The 17,159-nt window shown below is 47.6% G+C and carries 16 protein-coding genes, 1 tRNA gene, 2 rRNA genes, 1 other RNA gene and 1 other annotated feature; of the genes, 5 read left to right on the top strand and 15 right to left on the bottom strand.

Annotation, left to right across the window (positions count from 1 at the left end; translation table 11 throughout):
• From LCM00_RS24280 to tadA, 8 genes are all read right to left on the bottom strand, one after another.
• Positions 1-101: ribosomal RNA gene (locus LCM00_RS24280) — 16S ribosomal RNA — on the bottom strand; the annotation flags it as partial.
• Between the two features lie 337 nt (positions 102-438).
• The gene (locus tag LCM00_RS24275) at positions 439-702 is read right to left on the bottom strand and encodes a pro-sigmaK processing inhibitor BofA family protein (RefSeq protein ID WP_224906792.1); all 264 of its coding nucleotides are present in this window, start codon (positions 700-702) and stop codon (positions 439-441) included.
• Between the two features lie 79 nt (positions 703-781).
• Positions 782-997, bottom strand: a complete 216-nt coding sequence (locus tag LCM00_RS24270) for a YaaL family protein (protein ID WP_224906790.1) — start codon at positions 995-997, stop codon at positions 782-784.
• A gap of 15 nt (positions 998-1,012) precedes the next feature.
• The gene (gene recR / locus LCM00_RS24265; protein WP_009796287.1) at positions 1,013-1,609 is read right to left on the bottom strand and encodes a recombination mediator RecR; all 597 of its coding nucleotides are present in this window, start codon (positions 1,607-1,609) and stop codon (positions 1,013-1,015) included.
• A 272-nt stretch (positions 1,610-1,881) separates the two neighbouring features.
• On the bottom strand, positions 1,882-2,202 hold the full coding sequence (locus LCM00_RS24260; RefSeq protein WP_224906788.1) for a YbaB/EbfC family nucleoid-associated protein: 321 nt from the start codon (positions 2,200-2,202) through the stop codon (positions 1,882-1,884).
• Between the two features lie 21 nt (positions 2,203-2,223).
• The gene (gene dnaX, locus LCM00_RS24255; RefSeq protein WP_224906786.1) at positions 2,224-3,918 is read right to left on the bottom strand and encodes a DNA polymerase III subunit gamma/tau; all 1,695 of its coding nucleotides are present in this window, start codon (positions 3,916-3,918) and stop codon (positions 2,224-2,226) included.
• A gap of 163 nt (positions 3,919-4,081) precedes the next feature.
• Positions 4,082-4,346, bottom strand: an RNA gene (ffs, locus tag LCM00_RS24250) — signal recognition particle sRNA large type.
• Between the two features lie 77 nt (positions 4,347-4,423).
• Positions 4,424-4,951 (bottom strand): tRNA adenosine(34) deaminase TadA, encoded by a 528-nt coding sequence (gene tadA / locus LCM00_RS24245; protein WP_224906784.1) that lies wholly within the window; start codon positions 4,949-4,951, stop codon positions 4,424-4,426.
• Between the two features lie 89 nt (positions 4,952-5,040).
• Here tadA and LCM00_RS24240 point away from each other — a divergent pair, with 89 nt between their 5' ends.
• The 4 genes from LCM00_RS24240 (at position 5,041) to LCM00_RS24225 (ending at position 8,428) form a co-directional block, all read left to right on the top strand.
• On the top strand, positions 5,041-5,604 hold the full coding sequence (locus LCM00_RS24240; RefSeq protein WP_224906782.1) for an isochorismatase family cysteine hydrolase: 564 nt from the start codon (positions 5,041-5,043) through the stop codon (positions 5,602-5,604).
• Between the two features lie 40 nt (positions 5,605-5,644).
• Positions 5,645-6,931 carry a LysM peptidoglycan-binding domain-containing protein gene (locus LCM00_RS24235; protein WP_224906779.1) on the top strand — a complete coding sequence of 429 codons (1,287 nt, stop codon included), beginning with the start codon at positions 5,645-5,647 and terminating at the stop codon, positions 6,929-6,931.
• A gap of 191 nt (positions 6,932-7,122) precedes the next feature.
• Positions 7,123-7,770 (top strand): deoxynucleoside kinase, encoded by a 648-nt coding sequence (locus LCM00_RS24230; protein ID WP_224906777.1) that lies wholly within the window; start codon positions 7,123-7,125, stop codon positions 7,768-7,770.
• Positions 7,760-8,428, top strand: a complete 669-nt coding sequence (locus LCM00_RS24225) for a deoxynucleoside kinase (protein WP_101553011.1) — start codon at positions 7,760-7,762, stop codon at positions 8,426-8,428. Before LCM00_RS24230 ends, LCM00_RS24225 begins: the two co-directional genes overlap by 11 nt.
• A 164-nt stretch (positions 8,429-8,592) precedes the next feature.
• Here the strand turns inward: LCM00_RS24225 and LCM00_RS24220 are convergent.
• The 6 genes from LCM00_RS24220 to guaB form a co-directional block, all read right to left on the bottom strand.
• A tRNA-Ser gene (locus LCM00_RS24220) sits at positions 8,593-8,685 on the bottom strand.
• A 96-nt stretch (positions 8,686-8,781) separates the two neighbouring features.
• Positions 8,782-10,062 (bottom strand): serine--tRNA ligase, encoded by a 1,281-nt coding sequence (gene serS / locus LCM00_RS24215; RefSeq protein ID WP_224906775.1) that lies wholly within the window; start codon positions 10,060-10,062, stop codon positions 8,782-8,784.
• Between the two features lie 73 nt (positions 10,063-10,135).
• Positions 10,136-10,358 (bottom strand) — a binding site (T-box leader).
• A gap of 53 nt (positions 10,359-10,411) precedes the next feature.
• Positions 10,412-10,999 carry a pyridoxal 5'-phosphate synthase glutaminase subunit PdxT gene (gene pdxT / locus LCM00_RS24210; RefSeq protein ID WP_101553015.1) on the bottom strand — a complete coding sequence of 196 codons (588 nt, stop codon included), beginning with the start codon at positions 10,997-10,999 and terminating at the stop codon, positions 10,412-10,414.
• A gap of 11 nt (positions 11,000-11,010) precedes the next feature.
• On the bottom strand, positions 11,011-11,895 hold the full coding sequence (pdxS, locus tag LCM00_RS24205; RefSeq protein ID WP_170939624.1) for a pyridoxal 5'-phosphate synthase lyase subunit PdxS: 885 nt from the start codon (positions 11,893-11,895) through the stop codon (positions 11,011-11,013).
• Positions 11,896-12,104: 209 nt separating this feature from the next.
• Positions 12,105-13,454 carry a serine hydrolase gene (locus LCM00_RS24200; RefSeq protein ID WP_318247652.1) on the bottom strand — a complete coding sequence of 450 codons (1,350 nt, stop codon included), beginning with the start codon at positions 13,452-13,454 and terminating at the stop codon, positions 12,105-12,107.
• Positions 13,455-13,682: 228 nt separating this feature from the next.
• Positions 13,683-15,149, bottom strand: a complete 1,467-nt coding sequence (gene guaB, locus LCM00_RS24195; protein ID WP_224906773.1) for an IMP dehydrogenase — start codon at positions 15,147-15,149, stop codon at positions 13,683-13,685.
• A gap of 117 nt (positions 15,150-15,266) precedes the next feature.
• Here guaB and LCM00_RS24190 point away from each other — a divergent pair, with 117 nt between their 5' ends.
• Positions 15,267-16,226 (top strand): YaaC family protein, encoded by a 960-nt coding sequence (locus tag LCM00_RS24190; protein ID WP_224906771.1) that lies wholly within the window; start codon positions 15,267-15,269, stop codon positions 16,224-16,226.
• Positions 16,227-17,058: 832 nt separating this feature from the next.
• Here the strand turns inward: LCM00_RS24190 and rrf are convergent.
• Positions 17,059-17,159, bottom strand: a 5S ribosomal RNA gene (gene rrf, locus LCM00_RS24185); the annotation flags it as partial.

The following is a 17,159-nucleotide window of genomic DNA, read 5'->3' as shown; positions in this document are numbered from 1 at the left end:
CCGCTGACTTCAGGGAGCAAGCTCCCATCCGTCCGCTCGACTTGCATGTATTAGGCACGCCGCCAGCGTTCGTCCTGAGCCAGGATCAAACTCTCCATATAAGAGTAAGATTTAGCTCTATTAAAAAATCAAGATTAACGTTGACGTTTTTGTTCGTTCAGTTTTCAAAGAACAATCTCTGCCGCTTCTCTCGAAGCAACTTTATTAGTATATCACTGACAGCAAACCAAGTCAATAACTTTTTTTGGAGTTTATTTTTTCTCGTTTGCGTCATTGTGACGACCTTTAATATATTATCACCATATTTCACTATCGTCAACAGGGAATATAGATTTTCTTATTTTTATTCTGGTCAGCTCTTTGGGGCTTTTCAATTGACTGTCCAGGCAAAAGCAAAGAACAGCCATCAGAATAGCTGTTCCAGCAGTTAAAGCCTTATTATAAGATCCAGGTTTGAATAGCAGCCAGGGCAAACACCCCAGGCAGGCCCAAAAAGCCCGAAACAGCTGTTGTTGCCAGATTAATAGGGACATATAAGCCAAACTGGCCTCCGAAAGCATTAAGAAAAAACAGGAACAGTGCTCCTATCAGAATTTTGATGACTCCCTGTCCCAAAAATTTAAGCGGCTTAAACGGAGCCCCTATAAATAGTAATAACAATATCAGCCCGCCCAAAATGGTTATTACCAGCATCGGTTCCATTCTTCATCATCCTCTCCCATTAGCCTGTACTATAAATTTATGAGAATAAAGATGAAAAAAGACCTGATTGCCCCCTGGTTCATCTAACAGATATCTTTCTGGCCTTTGCTTCCTTAAACAAATAAAAGTATTTAGCCTCCGCCAGTTTAGTTTGTGCCATCACTTCTGCAGAAGGATCAAAGCTTTTTTCAAGCAGCCTTTTTTGGTTATACCATTCATCCTTCAAACTATTCAGCTGGCCTAAAAGCTGTTCATCAAATTCATTGCGAAGCCTTCCCTTTTTACGGAAAAACATGCGTACACCCCCTGCTTAAACCTCTCTTCTTCCCTCAAGTGCCTTGGAAAGCGTGACTTCATCTGCATATTCCAGATCTCCGCCTACCGGCAGACCATGGGCAATCCTTGTAATCTTGATCCCTGATGGCTTAAGGAGGCGAGAAATGTACATTGCTGTCGCTTCCCCTTCAATATTTGGATTGGTCGCTAGTATAACTTCTTCCACCGTCTCATCCTGCAGCCTTTTTAAAAGATCAGGTATATTAATATCTTCCGGACCTATTCCGTCCATCGGAGAAATGGCGCCGTGGAGAACATGGTACAGTCCGTTAAATTCCTTCATTTTTTCCATAGCAATAACATCCTTCGGATCCTGCAGAACACAAATAACACTCCGGTCCCTGCGCTGATCCTCGCAGATATAGCAGGGATCCTGATCGGTAATATGACCGCACACCGAGCAGTAAGATAAATTGCGTTTGGCATTCACCAGCGCCTTAGCAAAATCAAGAACAGTGTCTTCCTTCATGCTAAGGACAAAAAAAGCCAGGCGAGCGGCTGTTTTCGGGCCGATCCCCGGCAGCTTCATAAAGCTGTCTATCAACTTAGATATCGGTTCAGGATAGTGCATACTACTCCTCCTATATAGAAATGCGGAGGGCGCTTGCTCAGCCCCGAAAAGCATAAGACGAGCAGGACGGAAGGTTGTTCTTTAACCTTCTGGCCTGCTTGGCTTATGACTCGAGGGGCTAGCGCCCGCAGCTGGACAATCAGAAATGCGGAGGGCGCTTGCTCATCGGCGACAAGCATAAGACGAAACTTATCTCCTGCCTCCACTCGCACTCGGGCCCTTTTTTGCTTTTTCAGGCATTTTTAAAGCGGAGATTAACTCCGCTTCGGCTTTTAGAACATTCCAGGCAGGTTCATTCCTTTTGTGAACTGTCCCATTGTATCATTTGTCAGATCTTCAGCCTTTTTAAGGGCGTCATTTGTTGCTGCAAGTACGAGGTCCTGAAGCATATCGATATCTTCCGGATCTACTACTTCTTCTTTAATATTGACTTCAAGGACTTGCTTGTGTCCGGAAACGATGACTGTCACCATACCGCCGCCTGCAGTTCCTTCGATTCTCTTTTCCCCAAGCTCTTCCTGAGCCTCGGCCATTTTCTTCTGCATTTTCTGCATTTGCTTCATCATGTTTTGCATATTGCCCATTCCACGCATATTCTTTACCTCCAGATTGTTTTATTCTTTGATTTCGACTAAATCCCCGAACAGCTTTTGTGCTTCGGATACGACCAGGTCGTCTTCCGGTGCGCCAAACCCGCTGCCTTCGGAAGGCTCATCGCGATGGCCGCTGTTCAGGAAACTGCCCCGTATCCGCTGCCACTGCTCTTCAGGCACCCCGACAACCTGCTTCCTTTGTCCGGTCAGTTCCTGGATGGCCCCGGATATCGTTTCTATAAATTTAGCATTATCCATGGCCATTTGACAGTGTATTTCATATTTAAATTTAATGATGAACGCATCCGCTGAGGCAGCGACCGGCTCTGCTTCATTCAGCAGAGCGGCCTGGGAGCGCATCTGGTTATGGACGAGCCTCCCCAGCATATCGCCCCATTTGCCTTTTACAGCATTCAGGTCATTTTTGGTTGCATTCTTCAGGATTTCATTAATTTTTCCTTCAGGCGCCTGGAATCCTTTTCTTGAGGTTCTCTGTGCCTGTTTCTTCTGGGCAGGCTCAGCCGCGCCCGAAACGGCGACGCCATTTTTCTTCAGTTCTGCCAGCTCCTCTTGAAGCTGTTCGATTTTTCTCATTAGAGGTTCAATATCAGCAGCTGCCTTCTTCTCTGTACCCTCAAGCTGGCAAAGCTTCATGATGGCTACCTCAAGGAAGATCCTTGGATGGTTGGTCCAGCGCATTTCCTGCTGAGCTTTATTCAAAATCTCAATCAGGCTGTATAGCTGCTGAGGATCTGTCTCTTCAGCCAATGCCTTGAATTCTTCATCAAGCATAACGCGTTCAAGCGACTCATCCAGTGAAGGAGCTGCTTTATATAAAAGCATATCCCTGTAATACAGGATAAAGTCTTCAATGAACCTGGAAGGATCTTTCCCCTGGAACAGGAGAGTCTCCAGCGCTTCCAGCGCACCTGCAGCATCTTTTTCCATGACGTTTCTGGACAGTTTGTTCAGGAACCCCTGGGAAACGGCCCCTGTTACTGTGAGGGCATCCTCCGCCGTCACCCTGTCCTGGCTGAAGGATATTGCCTGGTCAAGAAGGCTTAAGGCATCCCTCATCCCTCCCTCGGCGGCACGGGCCACTATATGGAGAGCATTCTCTTCGTACTGCACCCCTGTCTCATCCACTATCATTTTCATCCGGCCGACGATCGACTGTGCCGTAATGCGCTTGAAGTCAAAGCGCTGGCATCTTGAAATGATGGTGAGCGGAATCTTATGGGGTTCTGTTGTTGCAAGAATGAACATGACATGCTTCGGCGGCTCTTCAAGTGTTTTTAAAAGTGCATTGAAGGCGCCGATCGAGAGCATATGAACTTCATCGACGATATATACTTTATATTTGACTGCACTCGGTGCATATTTGACTTTGTCCCTAATATCCCGAATCTCTTCCACACCATTGTTGGAGGCCGCATCAATTTCAATCACGTCCGGTATGGAGCCATTCGTAATGCCAATGCAGGAATCACACTCATTGCAAGGCTCACTGATCGGAGCCCTTTCACAGTTGACAGTTTTGGCCAGTATTTTGGCCGCACTCGTCTTTCCCGTTCCCCTGGGCCCGGAAAATAAGTATGCATGAGAGGTTTTCTGCTGAAGCAGGGCGTTCTGCAATGTTTTGGTTACGTGTTCCTGCCCTACAACATCAATGAACTGCTGCGGACGCCAGACACGATATAATGCCTGGTAACTCATCTTCCCGCCCCCTTCCTAACTGCTTTTCTATCTCTATTATACCGTATCAGCCCCTATTTTCCAAAAAGGATTGCAAATATCCGAAGGAGCAATTTATCAGTAAGCTGCGCATAAAAAAACCCACCCCGGAGCGGGATGAGCTTTATTTTTATAATTATAACTGCCGTGCACCTTCCGTCGACTGGCTCCCATAAGCGTTACTTAAGCAGTTAGCTCGGCCCAGGCAACCCTGCGGCACATGGGAGGGACCACTTAATGCTGCTTCCTTCCGGACCTGACATGGTTCATGGATTCCCATTGCGCAGGACCCGGGCGTCAACACCACTTACTTAAGGCAGGCCCTACAGGACACCAGCCTCAGGAAGGAGTTCGGCCTCGCTAGAGCGGATTGCGAGTACAGGGCACCGCTACCTCCCCGCTTAGCACGGCAAAATTGATACCATATTTGGCTGCGTCGTTTGTGACGCATAATCAGTATACTAAGTTTCGGCTAAAATTGCAATGCCTATGGCCTGTCAATTCCTTCTTGCAGATCCAGCTGCTGTTTGCGCCGCCTTTTTTCTTCCTTTTTCCTTTCGCGCAGGGCCCGGAAGAAATCGGTCAGCAGGCTGCCGCATTCTTCTTCCAGCACCCCTGCTGATACCTCGCTCTGATGGTTGAACCTTTCATCCTGGAGCAGGTTCATGAATGTTCCCGCACAGCCGCCCTTTGGATCGGCCGCTCCATATACGACCCTGCTGATGCGGGAAAGGATGATGGCTCCTGAACACATGGCGCACGGCTCTAATGTGACATAGAGCACAGCATCTTCAAGCCTCCATGTCCCGAGCATCCCGCAGGCTTCTTCTATGGCAAGGAGTTCAGCATGTGCCACCGCATTCTGGTTCGACTCGCGGAGATTATGAGCGCGGCTGATTATCTTCCCGTCCAGGACGACAACGGCCCCGATCGGCACCTCCCCAAGCGCTCCTGCCTTTTTCGCTTCTTCTATTGCTTCCTTCATATAATAATCATCATTGTAAGTAATATTCATCTTTTTCCTACCATCCCTTATGTTTAAAAATATACCAAGGGTGTATATAGCCTTTAGTGCTCACAATAGACCCAAAGGAGAGAACTGACATGAAAGAATCATCTACAGCACTTTTAATTATAGATATGATCAATAATTTTGATTTTCCGGAGGGTGAAATTTTAGCCGAAAAAGCTGAAAAAATCTCCCGCCCAATAAAAACACTAAAGGAAAAATGCGCTGCTGAAGCTATTCCTGTCATCTATGTTAATGATCATTACAGCCTTTGGCAAGCCGACTTTGAAAAGATAGCCGATTACTGCCGGAATGAAAACAGCAGGGACATCATTGATTGCCTCTATCCTTCTGATGAAGACTACTTTTTGATCAAGCCGAAGCACTCCGCTTTTTACGGCACTGCCCTGAACACCCTGCTTCTTCAGTTAAACGTCAAAAATTTGATCATCACCGGTGTGGCCGGGAATATTTGTGTGCTTTTCACAGCGAATGATGCCTATATGAGAGAGTACAGCTTATACGTCCCTGAAAATTGCCTTGCTTCCAATGATGGCCATGACAACGAAAATGCGTTGAAAATGATGAAGAACGTCCTCAACGCCCGCACAGAACCCTTCTCAGAGAAAAATAGCATTTCAGCCTGTTTCCCTTCATAGAATGATGGTAGCGTAATTTGCCATTAAGGGGGAAATGAATATGCAAATCCATATAGTGCGGGCCGGACAGTCCCTGACGGGGATCGCGCAGGCCTATGGCACGACAGCTGCCGATATTACACAGGCCAATGAATTGCCCAATCCTGACAGGCTTGTAGTGGGCCAGGCGCTGGTAATCCCGATTACAGGACGTTTCTACTGGGTCCAGCCGGGGGACACCTTGTCTGCCATTTCCCGGCGGACAGGGATCCCGGTTCAGGAAATTGCCAGCATCAACCGGATATCAGCATCCCAGCCTCTCCAGCCGGGCTTGCGGCTATATCTGCCTCCCAGGCCGAAAACAGCGGCTGAGTTCAATGCCTATGTAGAACCGAGGGGCACTTCGGTTGCACCTGCCCTTGAAGAAGGGGCGCGGGAGGCTGCTCCTTACCTGACATATCTGGCGCCCTTCAGCTTCCAGGCTCTTAGGGATGGCGGCCTTAAAGAGCCGCTCCTCAACGACTTCCCTGCCATCGCCAGAGCGAATAATGTAGTACTGATGATGGTCATAACCAACCAGGAAAATGACCAGTTCAATGATGAGCTGGGCCGGATTCTCCTCAACGATATACCTGTGCAGGATAAATTCCTGGACAATATAACCGCCACTGCCAAGAAGTACGGCTTCAGGGACATTCATTTTGATTTTGAATACTTGCGCCCAGAGGACCGGGAGGCATACAACCGTTTCTTACGTAAAGCAAAAGAACGGTTCAGCCGGGAAGGCTGGCTCATTTCTACCGCACTCGCGCCAAAGACAAGCGCAGGGCAGAAGGGCCGCTGGTATGAAGCCCATGATTATAAGGCACATGGGGAAATCGTGGATTTTGTTGTTATCATGACATATGAGTGGGGCTACAGCGGCGGTCCTGCCCAGGCTGTTTCCCCAATCGGCCCTGTCCGGGAAGTCCTTGAATATGCAGTAAGCGAGATGCCGTCCTCCAAGATCATGATGGGCCAGAATTTGTACGGCTATGACTGGACCCTTCCATTTGTCCAGGGTACCACCGCCAAAGCACTGAGCCCGCAGCAGGCCATCGAGCTGGCAGCGGAGAAAAATGTCCCCATCCGCTATAATACTAAGTCGCAGGCCCCCCTGTTCAACTATACAGGCACCGACGGGAAGCGGCATGAGGTATGGTTTGAGGATGCAAGGTCGATCCAGGCCAAATTCGATCTTATTAAGGAACTGAAACTGAGGGGGATGAGCTACTGGAAGCTCGGCCTGTCCTTCCCCCAGAACTGGCTTTTGATTACAGACAATTTTAATGTTACAAAACGTGAGTAGCGAAGACATAATCTCCTGGGTGCAAGGAAGCTATGGGTCAGTCTGATCCATGGCTTTTTTTATATTTTTTGCCTGCAGAAATTCCATATCCCTTCCACTGGATAGTGTGTTAAAATATTTTTTGTGTCGTTAAAAGTCGATTTAAAGGATAACTGGACATAGATAAATAAGAACAATAAGGAGGCCACACTGTGGGGGGGACACCTTTTATTACCGTTGAAGGCCCGATCGGCGTAGGGAAAACCTCGCTGGCAAAGGCCATTTCTGAGCATTTTCAATTTGCACTGCTGAAAGAGATTGTAGATGAAAATCCTTTTCTCGGGAAGTTTTATGACAACATTGAGGAATGGAGCTTCCAGACGGAAATGTTTTTCCTGTGCAACCGCTATAAGCAGCTTGGGGACATCAATACACAATATTTAGCCAATAACAAGGCCGTTGTTGCCGATTACCATATTCTCAAGAACCTCGTTTTTGCCGAGAGGACACTGAGCCCGGCAGAATTCCAGAAATATGTGAAAATCTACGATATCCTGACAAATGATATGCCAAGGCCTAATGTCATCATCTACCTTCACGCAAGCCTCGAGACGCTCCTGCAGCGGATCAAGCTGCGGGGCAGGGAGATTGAAAAGAACATCAGCCCGCTCTATCTAGAACAGCTGTCAATTGATTATGAGAACGCCATGAACCTGTTCACTGAACAGCACCCCGATATTCCGGTTTTGCGCTTCAGCGGCGATGATCTGGATTTTGTGAAAAACAAAGAAGATCTATCTCAAATTCTGGACAGCCTTTCCCTATCTTTAATTAAAGGAGCTTATCACCATGAATCTTAGGAATAAGTACGAAATTCCCGGAAATTCCGTGATTACCATTGCTGGTACGGTCGGGGTAGGGAAATCAACGATGACCAATGCGCTTGCGGGTGCTCTGGGCTTTCGCACCTCATTTGAAAAAGTGGACACCAATCCTTATCTGGATAAATTCTACGCAGATTTCGACAGATGGAGCTTCCATCTGCAGATCTACTTCCTTGCCGAACGCTTCAAGGAGCAGAAACGCATCTTTGAATATGGCGGCGGCTTTATCCAGGACCGTTCCATTTACGAAGATACCGGCATTTTCGCCAAAATGCACCATGAAAAAGGAACCATGTCGCAGGTGGACTATGAAACATACACAAGCCTGTTCGATGCCATGGTTATGACACCATACTTCCCTCATCCCGACCTGTTGATTTACCTGGAAGGATCCATTGAAGACATCTTATCCAGGATCCAGGAAAGAGGGCGCCCGATGGAGCAGCAGACACCTGTATCCTACTGGGAAGAAATGCACGAGCGCTATGAGAATTGGATCAATACGTTCAATGCTTGCCCAGTCCTGCGGCTGAACATCAATGATTATGACCTGATGGCTGATGGCTCCTCCATTGAGCCTGTCATCGAAAAAATCTCCGTCTTTTTGAAACAGTCCCAGCTGCTGAAAAAATAAACAGCATTATGCAGATACAAAATAAGCCGGGCATAAATGCCGGGCTTATTTTTTTACTTGAAAGAAGTCATATTTACTCTCAAAAACGACATAAAAAAGCCGCTGCAGGATGCAGCGGCTTTTTATGTATCTCCAATAGTTATGCGCTATGGTTGATTTTATAATGGAGGAGGTAGAGGGATTCGAACCCCCGCGCGGTGTTACCCGCCTGTCGGTTTTCAAGACCGATCCCTTCAGCCAGACTTGGGTATACCTCCGTATCGACAAGATTTATTCTATCAGCTATCCAATGTAAAGTCAACATTATTTCAAAAAAAATTAGGCGGGTTTTTCACCCGCCCAGATGGAGTGCTTTAAGCTTTGCCGATCACTTCTTTATTGCCCATATACGGTCTTAATACTTCCGGAATGATGACACTTCCGTCTTCCTGCTGGTAGTTTTCCAGGATAGCGGCGACCGTACGCCCGATCGCGAGGCCAGAGCCATTCAGTGTATGAAGATGCTCAGGCTTGCCCTTAGGCTCGCGGCGGAAACGGATGTTCGCACGGCGTGCCTGGAATGCTTCAAAATTACTGCAAGAAGAAATTTCGCGGTATGTCCCGTAGCTTGGGATCCATACTTCGATATCATATTTCTTCGCTGCTGTGAACCCGAGATCCCCTGTGCACATGCTGAGCACGCGGTACGGCAGTCCTAGCAGCTGCAGCACTTTTTCAGCATGCCCGGTCAGCTTTTCCAGCTCATCATAAGAATCTTCAGGGCGGACAAACTTAACGAGCTCCACCTTATTGAATTGGTGCTGGCGGATCAGCCCCCTTGTATCGCGGCCCGCAGAGCCGGCCTCAGAACGGAAGCATGCACTGAACGCAGCATAATTGATCGGAAGCTGTTCATTCGTGAGGATCTCATCTCTGTGCATGTTAGTAACAGGCACTTCTGCTGTCGGGATCAGGAAGTAGTCTTCACTTTCGATCAGGAAGGCATCTTCTTCGAACTTCGGCAGCTGCCCTGTGCCTGTCATGCTGGCTCGGTTGACCATGTAAGGAGGAAGGACTTCCATATAGCCATGCTCTTCTGTATGAAGATCCAGCATGAAGTTGAATAAAGCGCGCTCTAAGCGGGCGCCAAGGCCTTTGTAGAATACAAAGCGGCTTCCCGTAACCTTGCCGGCCCTCTCAAAATCAAGGATATCCAGGTCAGTGGCAACATCCCAGTGCGGCTTTGGCTCAAAGCTGAATTCGCGTACTTCGCCCCATTTCCTCGCCTCAACGTTGTCGTCTTCCGTCTCACCGACCGGAACGCTTTCATGCGGGATGTTCGGAATGCTCATCAAAAGGCTGTCCAGTGATTCTTCCACTGTGCGGAGCTCTTCATCAAATGCTTTAATCTTGTCGCCCACTTCCCTCATTTCAGCAATCAGGCTGTCGGCATCTTTCTTCTCACGCTTAAGGGCAGCTACCTGCTGGGAAACCTCATTCCTTCTGCTCTTCAGCTGCTCTGTTTCCATGATCAGCTCACGGCGCCTTACATCAAGGTCCCCGAACTTCCCAAGGTCGCCCAAGTCCTCCCCGCGGTGCTGGAGGCGGTTCTTTACTTCTTCAAAATTGCTTCGCAAGTATTTAATATCAAGCATGCTTCTTCCTCCTTTTTTTCCATTCGATAGGCAATGGGCGGCACCCGAGAAAAACAAAAAACCCCCGTCCCAAAAAAGGGACGGGAGTTACCCGCGTTGCCACCCTAGTTGAAGGCAAAAATGCCTTCCACCTTAAATACATAACGGTTTTTAACCGAAAGCATTTACTCGCCCATGCAGGCTTTCCATGCTTTTGCTCAAGGACGGATTCACAGGGTCCCACCACCGGTTTCCACCAGCCACCGGCTCTCTATTGGAATGGGATTCCCGCTACTATTTCCTCTCAGTGCGTTTCGAATGTAATTTTATAATAATTTACTACAATTATGCGCTATTTGCAACCTATTATTCATACTAAATTCGCTTGTGCTTCCTTCACCATTTCCACAAAATACGCTGTGAGACGGTGATCTTCCGTCAGCTCGGGATGGAATGAACAGCCAAGGAACTGACCTTCCCTTGCGGCCACAATGCGGCCATCATGCTTCGCAAGCACTTCTACATTCTCGCCGGCCTGCAGGATATGCGGTGCGCGGATGAAGACCGCTTCAAAGTCTTCTGCCACTCCCGCAATGTCAAGGGGCGCTTCAAAGCTCTCCCGCTGCCTTCCGAAAGAATTGCGCTCCACCTCGACATCCATGACGCCGATATGCGGTTCTGCATAGCCGGCAACTGTCTTCGCCAGCAAAATGAGGCCTGCGCATGTCCCGAACATCGGTTTTCCTGATTGGGAAAATGTGCGAAGCTCTTCCATGAAATCATATTTATCAATCAGGCGGCGCATCGTTGTGCTTTCGCCGCCCGGAATGATCAGTCCGTCCACTTCCGCAAGCTGCTCTCTCCGCTTAATGACGACTGCCTCCGCTCCGCAGGCTTCAATGGAGCGGACATGCTCCCTGACAGCCCCCTGAAGGCCCAATACGCCTACTTTAACCATGTTCATTCTCCTTACCAACCGCGCTCCTGCATACGAGCTTCAGGAGCCAGTGATGAGATTTCAATGCCTTTCATCGGTGTTCCAAGTTCTTTTGACAATTCAGCAATCAGCTTATAATCCTGATAATGTGTAGTCGCCTCAACGATCGCTCTCGCAAACTTCGCTGGGTTGTCGGACTTGAAGATCCCTGATCCAACGAATACGCCGTCTGCGCCAAGCTCCATCATCAAAGCGGCATCCGCAGGTGTCGCAACGCCGCCTGCAGCGAAGTTAACGACCGGAAGGCGGCCAAGTTCCTTAATTTCCAGAAGAAGCTCGTAAGGGGCTCCGAGAAGCTTAGCTTCAGTCATCAGCTCATCCAGGTTCATGCCGACAACCTTGCGCACCTGTGCATTCACCTTGCGGATATGGCGCACCGCTTCAACGATATTGCCTGTTCCCGGCTCGCCTTTAGTGCGGAGCATCGCAGCTCCTTCACCGATCCTGCGGGCAGCTTCGCCAAGGTCGCGGCACCCGCATACAAATGGAACTGTAAAGTCCCTTTTATTTAAATGATACTCTTCATCAGCGGGAGTGAGCACTTCACTCTCATCTATATAGTCAACGCCCATTGCTTCTAATACACGGGCTTCCACGATATGGCCAATTCTTCCTTTAGCCATAACAGGAATCGTTACAGCATTCATGACTTCCTCAACAATGCGGGGATCTGCCATCCTGGCCACACCGCCGGCAGCTCGGATATCGGATGGAACCCGCTCCAGTGCCATAACTGCGACTGCGCCGGCCTCTTCAGCAATCTTAGCCTGCTCAGCGTTGACAACGTCCATGATTACGCCGCCCTTTTGCATTTCTGCCATTCCGCGCTTTACTCGATCTGTACCTGTCTTCACTATAAAATCCCCCTTCTGTAATACCATCTGCTTTTAATAGGCAAAATACCCATTAATTTATAGGAAAATATATTAATTCGATAGGAATTCGTCCAGTTCCCCTAATGAAAATAAACAATAAAAAAGGTCCCCTGTCAAGACAAGGAACCCTTTTTTATCAGACTCTTCCGGAATTTCATCTTCTCCCGGTATAGCCATGGCCATTATAAAAATTAGAACCAGCCTTTTACAGTTGAAGAAACGCTGCCCCAAAGATCTCCGAAAAAGCCGCCGATTCCGCGCATCATCAGCACGAACCAGTTCGCCTTTTCCACACTTTCAGCAGCCACGACATCAACCTGGATGCCGCCTTTCCCAGAAAGGAAATCAAGGCCGTTTTCTTTCTCTGACTTCAATGTCAGGTATCCGACCTTTTCGCCTTTCTTGACAGGCGCCGTCAGATTGCCGTCTTTATCCAGCTTGTCTTTATCAAGGACAAGCTCTGGCTTATAGTTTTCCTTCTCGCCATTCTTCACGACAAGCTCGATAGCATCCTTAGCCTGTATTTTCACGCTGTCTTCCTTGCCTTTAGTGACAGGCAAAGTCTTCTGGCCTTTTACCTGATAGTTCTTTGCAACAATTTCTTCTTTGGAAAAATTGCTGAAAGCATAATCAAGCATTTTTCTTGTTTCATCAAAACGGGATTTGTAAGAACCGGAATTTCCTTCACCCTTGGCATTCATCACCACAGTGATATAGCGGTTGCCATCGCGTGTAGCGGTGCCAGTGAAACAGTAGCCGGCAAAATCGGTAGTTCCCGTCTTAAGACCGTCCACTCCCTCATAGCCGAAAACAAGGCTTGGAAGCATCCAATTCCAGTTATCCATCTTGATTTCATCATCAGTGCCTTCTCTGAAGTTTTTAGTCGGAATGCTGGTCGTCTCCAGTATTTCCGGATAGTCATGCAGAAGGCGCTGAGCCAGTTTGGCAGTTGCACGGGCAGACATGACATTCTCATCTTCCGCTCCGCCTACCTGGTGTGAACCTTTCAAGTCACGGTTATTCAAACCTGTTGAATTGACAAATTTATAATCCTTCAGGCCCAATTCCTCGGCCTTATCATTCATCATTTTTACAAAATTGCTTTCAGAACCGGCAATTGTCTCCGCAATGGCAATTGTTGCGCCATTGGCAGAGTAAATGGACATAGCTTCATATAACTCTCTGATATTATATTTTCCATCTCTTCTTAAAGGGACATTAGACAGTGCTCTATCCTGTGAAACCTTCCAAACATATTCACTGACTGCATACTCCTGATCCCATTTGACTTTCCCTTCTTTAATGGCCTCAAGCAGCAGGTATTCTGTCATGATCTTTGTCATACTCGCAATGCCAAGCACTTTATCCGCATTTTTCGAATAAAGGACTTTGCCTGTTTCGGCCTCTACTACAATTGCAGCATCCGCGTTGATATTCAGAACATCCTCTGCACTCGCCTTATTCAGGCCGGGAAAAAGGCCTATCACCATCATACAAACAAGGAAACTAGCAACATACTTCCGATAAAAATGTTTTTTCACTGTAATGCCCTCCAACCTTTATATACACCTTCGTTATTTTAACATATCTGTTTCTGAAAACATAGACAGAGTAAATACCCATTAATTGGAGCGGGAAATATCTAGTCCATTTGATGTGCAGGCTAAAAATGGACAGAAGATGCTGACGGGTGCCTGGCACCCTCAATGAGCATAAAAATAAGCCCCAGGATAAAAACCCTGGGACCCTGCATCTGCCGGCATGGCTGTTTATGATAAAGAATAGTTCGGAGCTTCTTTTGTGATCTGCACATCATGCGGATGGCTTTCACGGAGCCCGGCGCCGGTCATTCTGATGAACTGCGCCTTTTCTCTCAAGTCGGTCAGATCCTTGCTTCCGCAATAGCCCATGCCTGAGCGGATCCCCCCGACCAGCTGGTAAATCGTATCGGATAACGGCCCTTTGTATGGAAGCCTGCCTTCAATTCCCTCCGGAACGAACTTTTTGTTGTCTTCCTGGAAATAACGGTCCTTTGAGCCCTTTTCCATTGCTCCAACAGATCCCATTCCGCGGTAGACCTTGAAGCGCCGTCCCTGGAAGATTTCCGTTTCGCCCGGGCTTTCGGATACACCTGCGAGCAGGCTTCCGAGCATAACGGCATGTCCGCCGGCAGCCAGGGACTTGACGATATCACCTGAGTACTTGATGCCCCCATCGGCAATGATCGCTTTGCCGTGCTTCCTGGCCTCTGTTGCACAGTCATAAACCGCTGTGATCTGCGGTACGCCGACTCCGGCAACAACCCTTGTCGTACAGATGGATCCAGGTCCGATGCCGACCTTTACGACATCGGCTCCTGCTTCGATCAAATCTTTAGTAGCTTCAGCAGTTGCAACATTTCCAGCGATGATGGCCACCTCCGGGTAAGCCTCCCTGATCTGCTTGACTGTATCCATAACCCCTTTTGAATGTCCGTGCGCCGTATCAACCACAAGGACGTCCACACTTGCCTTCACAAGCATTTCAACCCTTTTCATCGTATCCTTTGTCACACCGACGGCTGCGCCTGCAAGGAGCCTTCCCTGGCGATCCTTGGCTGAGTTCGGGAATTCGATCACTTTTTCAATATCCTTGATGGTGATCAGCCCTTTTAGTACGCCTTCGTTGTCAACGAGGGGGAGCTTTTCAATTTTGTATTTCTGCAAAATGCTCTCGGCTTCTTCCAGTGTCGTTCCCACCGGTGCCGTTACGAGATTTTCTTTTGTCATGACATCTGAAATTTTAATCGAGTAGTCTTGGATGAAACGAAGATCACGGTTTGTAATGATGCCCACCAATTTCTGTTCATCGTTATTATTGACGATTGGGACACCTGAGATGCGGTACTTGCCCATTAGATGCTCAGCATCGAAAACCTGCTGGTCGGGCGTGAGGAAGAATGGATCTGTAATAACGCCGCTTTCGGAGCGCTTGACTTTGTCAACCTGGTCAGCCTGCTGCTCGATGGACATATTCTTGTGGATGATTCCGAGGCCGCCTGCCCTTGCCATGGCAATTGCCATTTCTGCCTCTGTTACTGTGTCCATGCCGGCTGAGATGATCGGGATATTCAGGCGGACCTTATCAGTCAGGTCTACATGAAGCTGTACATCTTTCGGAAGCACTTCTGATCTTGCCGGAACCAATAACACATCATCAAATGTTAATCCTTCTTTAACAAACTTGCTTTCCCACATCTTTTTAGCCCCCATTTACTCGAAAATATTATTAGTAGGTTATCAATTGGACAAAATACTGTCAAGAACAGATTGATATGTTCGATTTTTCAAAAAATTAAAAAGAGGTAAAAAAGGATGACCTATACATACAAAGGCTGGAGTTCCTATTCTGTCTTCTTTTCGGCAGAAACTACCCAGGCCTATTTAAAAAAATGCTATACAAGGCATGGCATAGACCAGCCTGAAGCGAAGAGCTATGAGAACTGCTATCCTTTTATTTACTATCTGGAACATGGAAAAATATATTATGAACAGGCAGCCAAATCCCCGCTGCTGATACAGCCTATCATGCTATTCTATGGGCTCGTTCATCTAATCAAGGCATCCATCCTGACGGCGGATCCAAACTATCCTGAAACCACCTCCGTCCTTGCTCACGGAGTTTCAACAAGAAAAAGAAAAAAGCAGCAGTACAGCTTTTTCGAGGACGAAGTCAAATTTCAGAAAACCGGACTGTTTCCCTTTATGGCTGATAAGCTGTTTCACATGAAACATATGGAAGGCGACAAAATCGAGATGGGAGAGCTTTTTAAATACATCCCTGAATTAAATGGGCTGTTCCAGCAGACAGAGGGGACCCCTACCTTTGCAGGCGCAGAACTGACAAAAGGCATACTTACAATGCCAGCTTCAATTCTTGATCAATTCCATATGACAGAAGAAAGGTTTATTGACTATTTCAACTCGAAGGGCGGATATAAAATCGAGTCCGCTGAACAGGGAGAAAGAGGCATGGTTACTTTCTCATGCGGCTCGCTGCCGCCTCAAGATATTAGACCCCTCAAGTTCAATATCCATGATGTCAGCCTTTCCTTTCCCCTTACGAAAGGAGACCTTGTCAGCTTCCCGGAGCTGCTCCTTCATTATCTGCTGCTGTACAATCTCAGCATGATCGCCCGTTATGAAACTGAATGGTGGAGCGAGCTGATGAAGATGATGCCGAATAAGGATTATCCCTTCATCCATTCTTTTTTAGAGATTACTTTGATGAAGGGCCCTTATTTGGTTTACCAGTACTTAATTGGGCAGAAGTAGTTATTGGTGCCGGATGAGGATCTTGTGGTTAGCAGTTAGGGGCGGAACTTGGTGTTGAAGATGAGATGAGGGCAGCGTGAGGGCGGCGTTATGAGGCGGTTGGCTTTGGAAGGCTATGTCGTGGAGGGGCGGGAATATACGTTGAGGTAGATAGGATGAGGCTGTTAACAGCGTTTTGGGTATGAGGTTTTTTTGAAGGCAGAACTTTGGAGTGGATTTTGACTGGTGGGCTGGTAGGCTGTTGAGTTTCTGAGCTGTTGGACGATGGTTTGATTGGCACTTGAGGTATTTGCTTGTATTTGCTTTGCTGGGGGGCTTTATCTGGTATTTAAGGCTAATGGTAAATTAAATGGGGGAGTCGGTAAATTATCCGGTCAATTGATTAAATAAATCATGAAGTTGGTAGATTATTGGACGAATGAATAAAATTCTCGGGTTAAGCAGCCGTTCTCCCCAAAAATTCCAAGCATAGTAATGTCCCTTTGTCCATCCGGCAGGCTTTTTCCGGGAATATCGGGAATCTAGCGGCAGGCTATGGCTGTTTTGAGGCAAATGGTAAATTAAATGCGGAAGTTGGTAAATTAAATGGGGAAGTCGGTAAATTAATCAGTCAATTGAGTAAATAAACCGCCAAGTTGGTAGATTATCGAGCCAATTGATTAAATTCGCATTCAAAGCAGCTGCTCTCCCCTTCATTCTAATCAAAAATCCTGCTCATGCGCCTGCCCCCGGCCACTAATTTCCGATCAAAATCCCTTTTCTTATTAGAACCTTCTCCTTTTCATTAAAAAAACACAAAAAAAGAACAGTCCCGCAGACTGTTCTTCGTTTTGCCCGGCAGCGTCCTACTCTCACAGGGGGAGAGCCCCCAACTACCATCGGCGCTGAGAAGCTTAACTTCCGTGTTCGGTATGGGAACGGGTGTGACCTTCT

Origin of the sequence: Bacillus infantis (assembly GCF_020171945.1) — a bacterium.
In the GTDB taxonomy this organism is placed as follows: domain Bacteria; phylum Bacillota; class Bacilli; order Bacillales; family Cytobacillaceae; genus Bacillus_AB; species Bacillus_AB infantis_A.
Note: the sequence above shows the minus strand (reverse complement) of the source record. Positions and strands in the feature narration are given on the sequence as shown.

Bases quoted from the DNA above. Each gene is read 5' to 3' on its own strand.
- LCM00_RS24275 (WP_224906792.1), bottom strand. From the start codon at position 702: ATGGAACCGATGCTGGTAATAACCATTTTGGGCGGGCTGATATTGTTA.
- LCM00_RS24270 (WP_224906790.1), bottom strand. From the start codon at position 997: ATGTTTTTCCGTAAAAAGGGAAGGCTTCGCAATGAATTTGATGAACAG.
- recR (WP_009796287.1), bottom strand. From the start codon at position 1,609: ATGCACTATCCTGAACCGATATCTAAGTTGATAGACAGCTTTATGAAG.
- LCM00_RS24260 (WP_224906788.1), bottom strand. From the start codon at position 2,202: ATGCGTGGAATGGGCAATATGCAAAACATGATGAAGCAAATGCAGAAA.
- dnaX (WP_224906786.1), bottom strand. From the start codon at position 3,918: ATGAGTTACCAGGCATTATATCGTGTCTGGCGTCCGCAGCAGTTCATT.
- tadA (WP_224906784.1), bottom strand. From the start codon at position 4,951: ATGAATATTACTTACAATGATGATTATTATATGAAGGAAGCAATAGAA.
- LCM00_RS24240 (WP_224906782.1), top strand. From the start codon at position 5,041: ATGAAAGAATCATCTACAGCACTTTTAATTATAGATATGATCAATAAT.
- LCM00_RS24235 (WP_224906779.1), top strand. From the start codon at position 5,645: ATGCAAATCCATATAGTGCGGGCCGGACAGTCCCTGACGGGGATCGCG.
- LCM00_RS24225 (WP_101553011.1), top strand. From the start codon at position 7,760: ATGAATCTTAGGAATAAGTACGAAATTCCCGGAAATTCCGTGATTACC.
- serS (WP_224906775.1), bottom strand. From the start codon at position 10,062: ATGCTTGATATTAAATACTTGCGAAGCAATTTTGAAGAAGTAAAGAAC.
- pdxT (WP_101553015.1), bottom strand. From the start codon at position 10,999: ATGGTTAAAGTAGGCGTATTGGGCCTTCAGGGGGCTGTCAGGGAGCAT.
- guaB (WP_224906773.1), bottom strand. From the start codon at position 15,149: ATGTGGGAAAGCAAGTTTGTTAAAGAAGGATTAACATTTGATGATGTG.
- LCM00_RS24190 (WP_224906771.1), top strand. From the start codon at position 15,267: ATGACCTATACATACAAAGGCTGGAGTTCCTATTCTGTCTTCTTTTCG.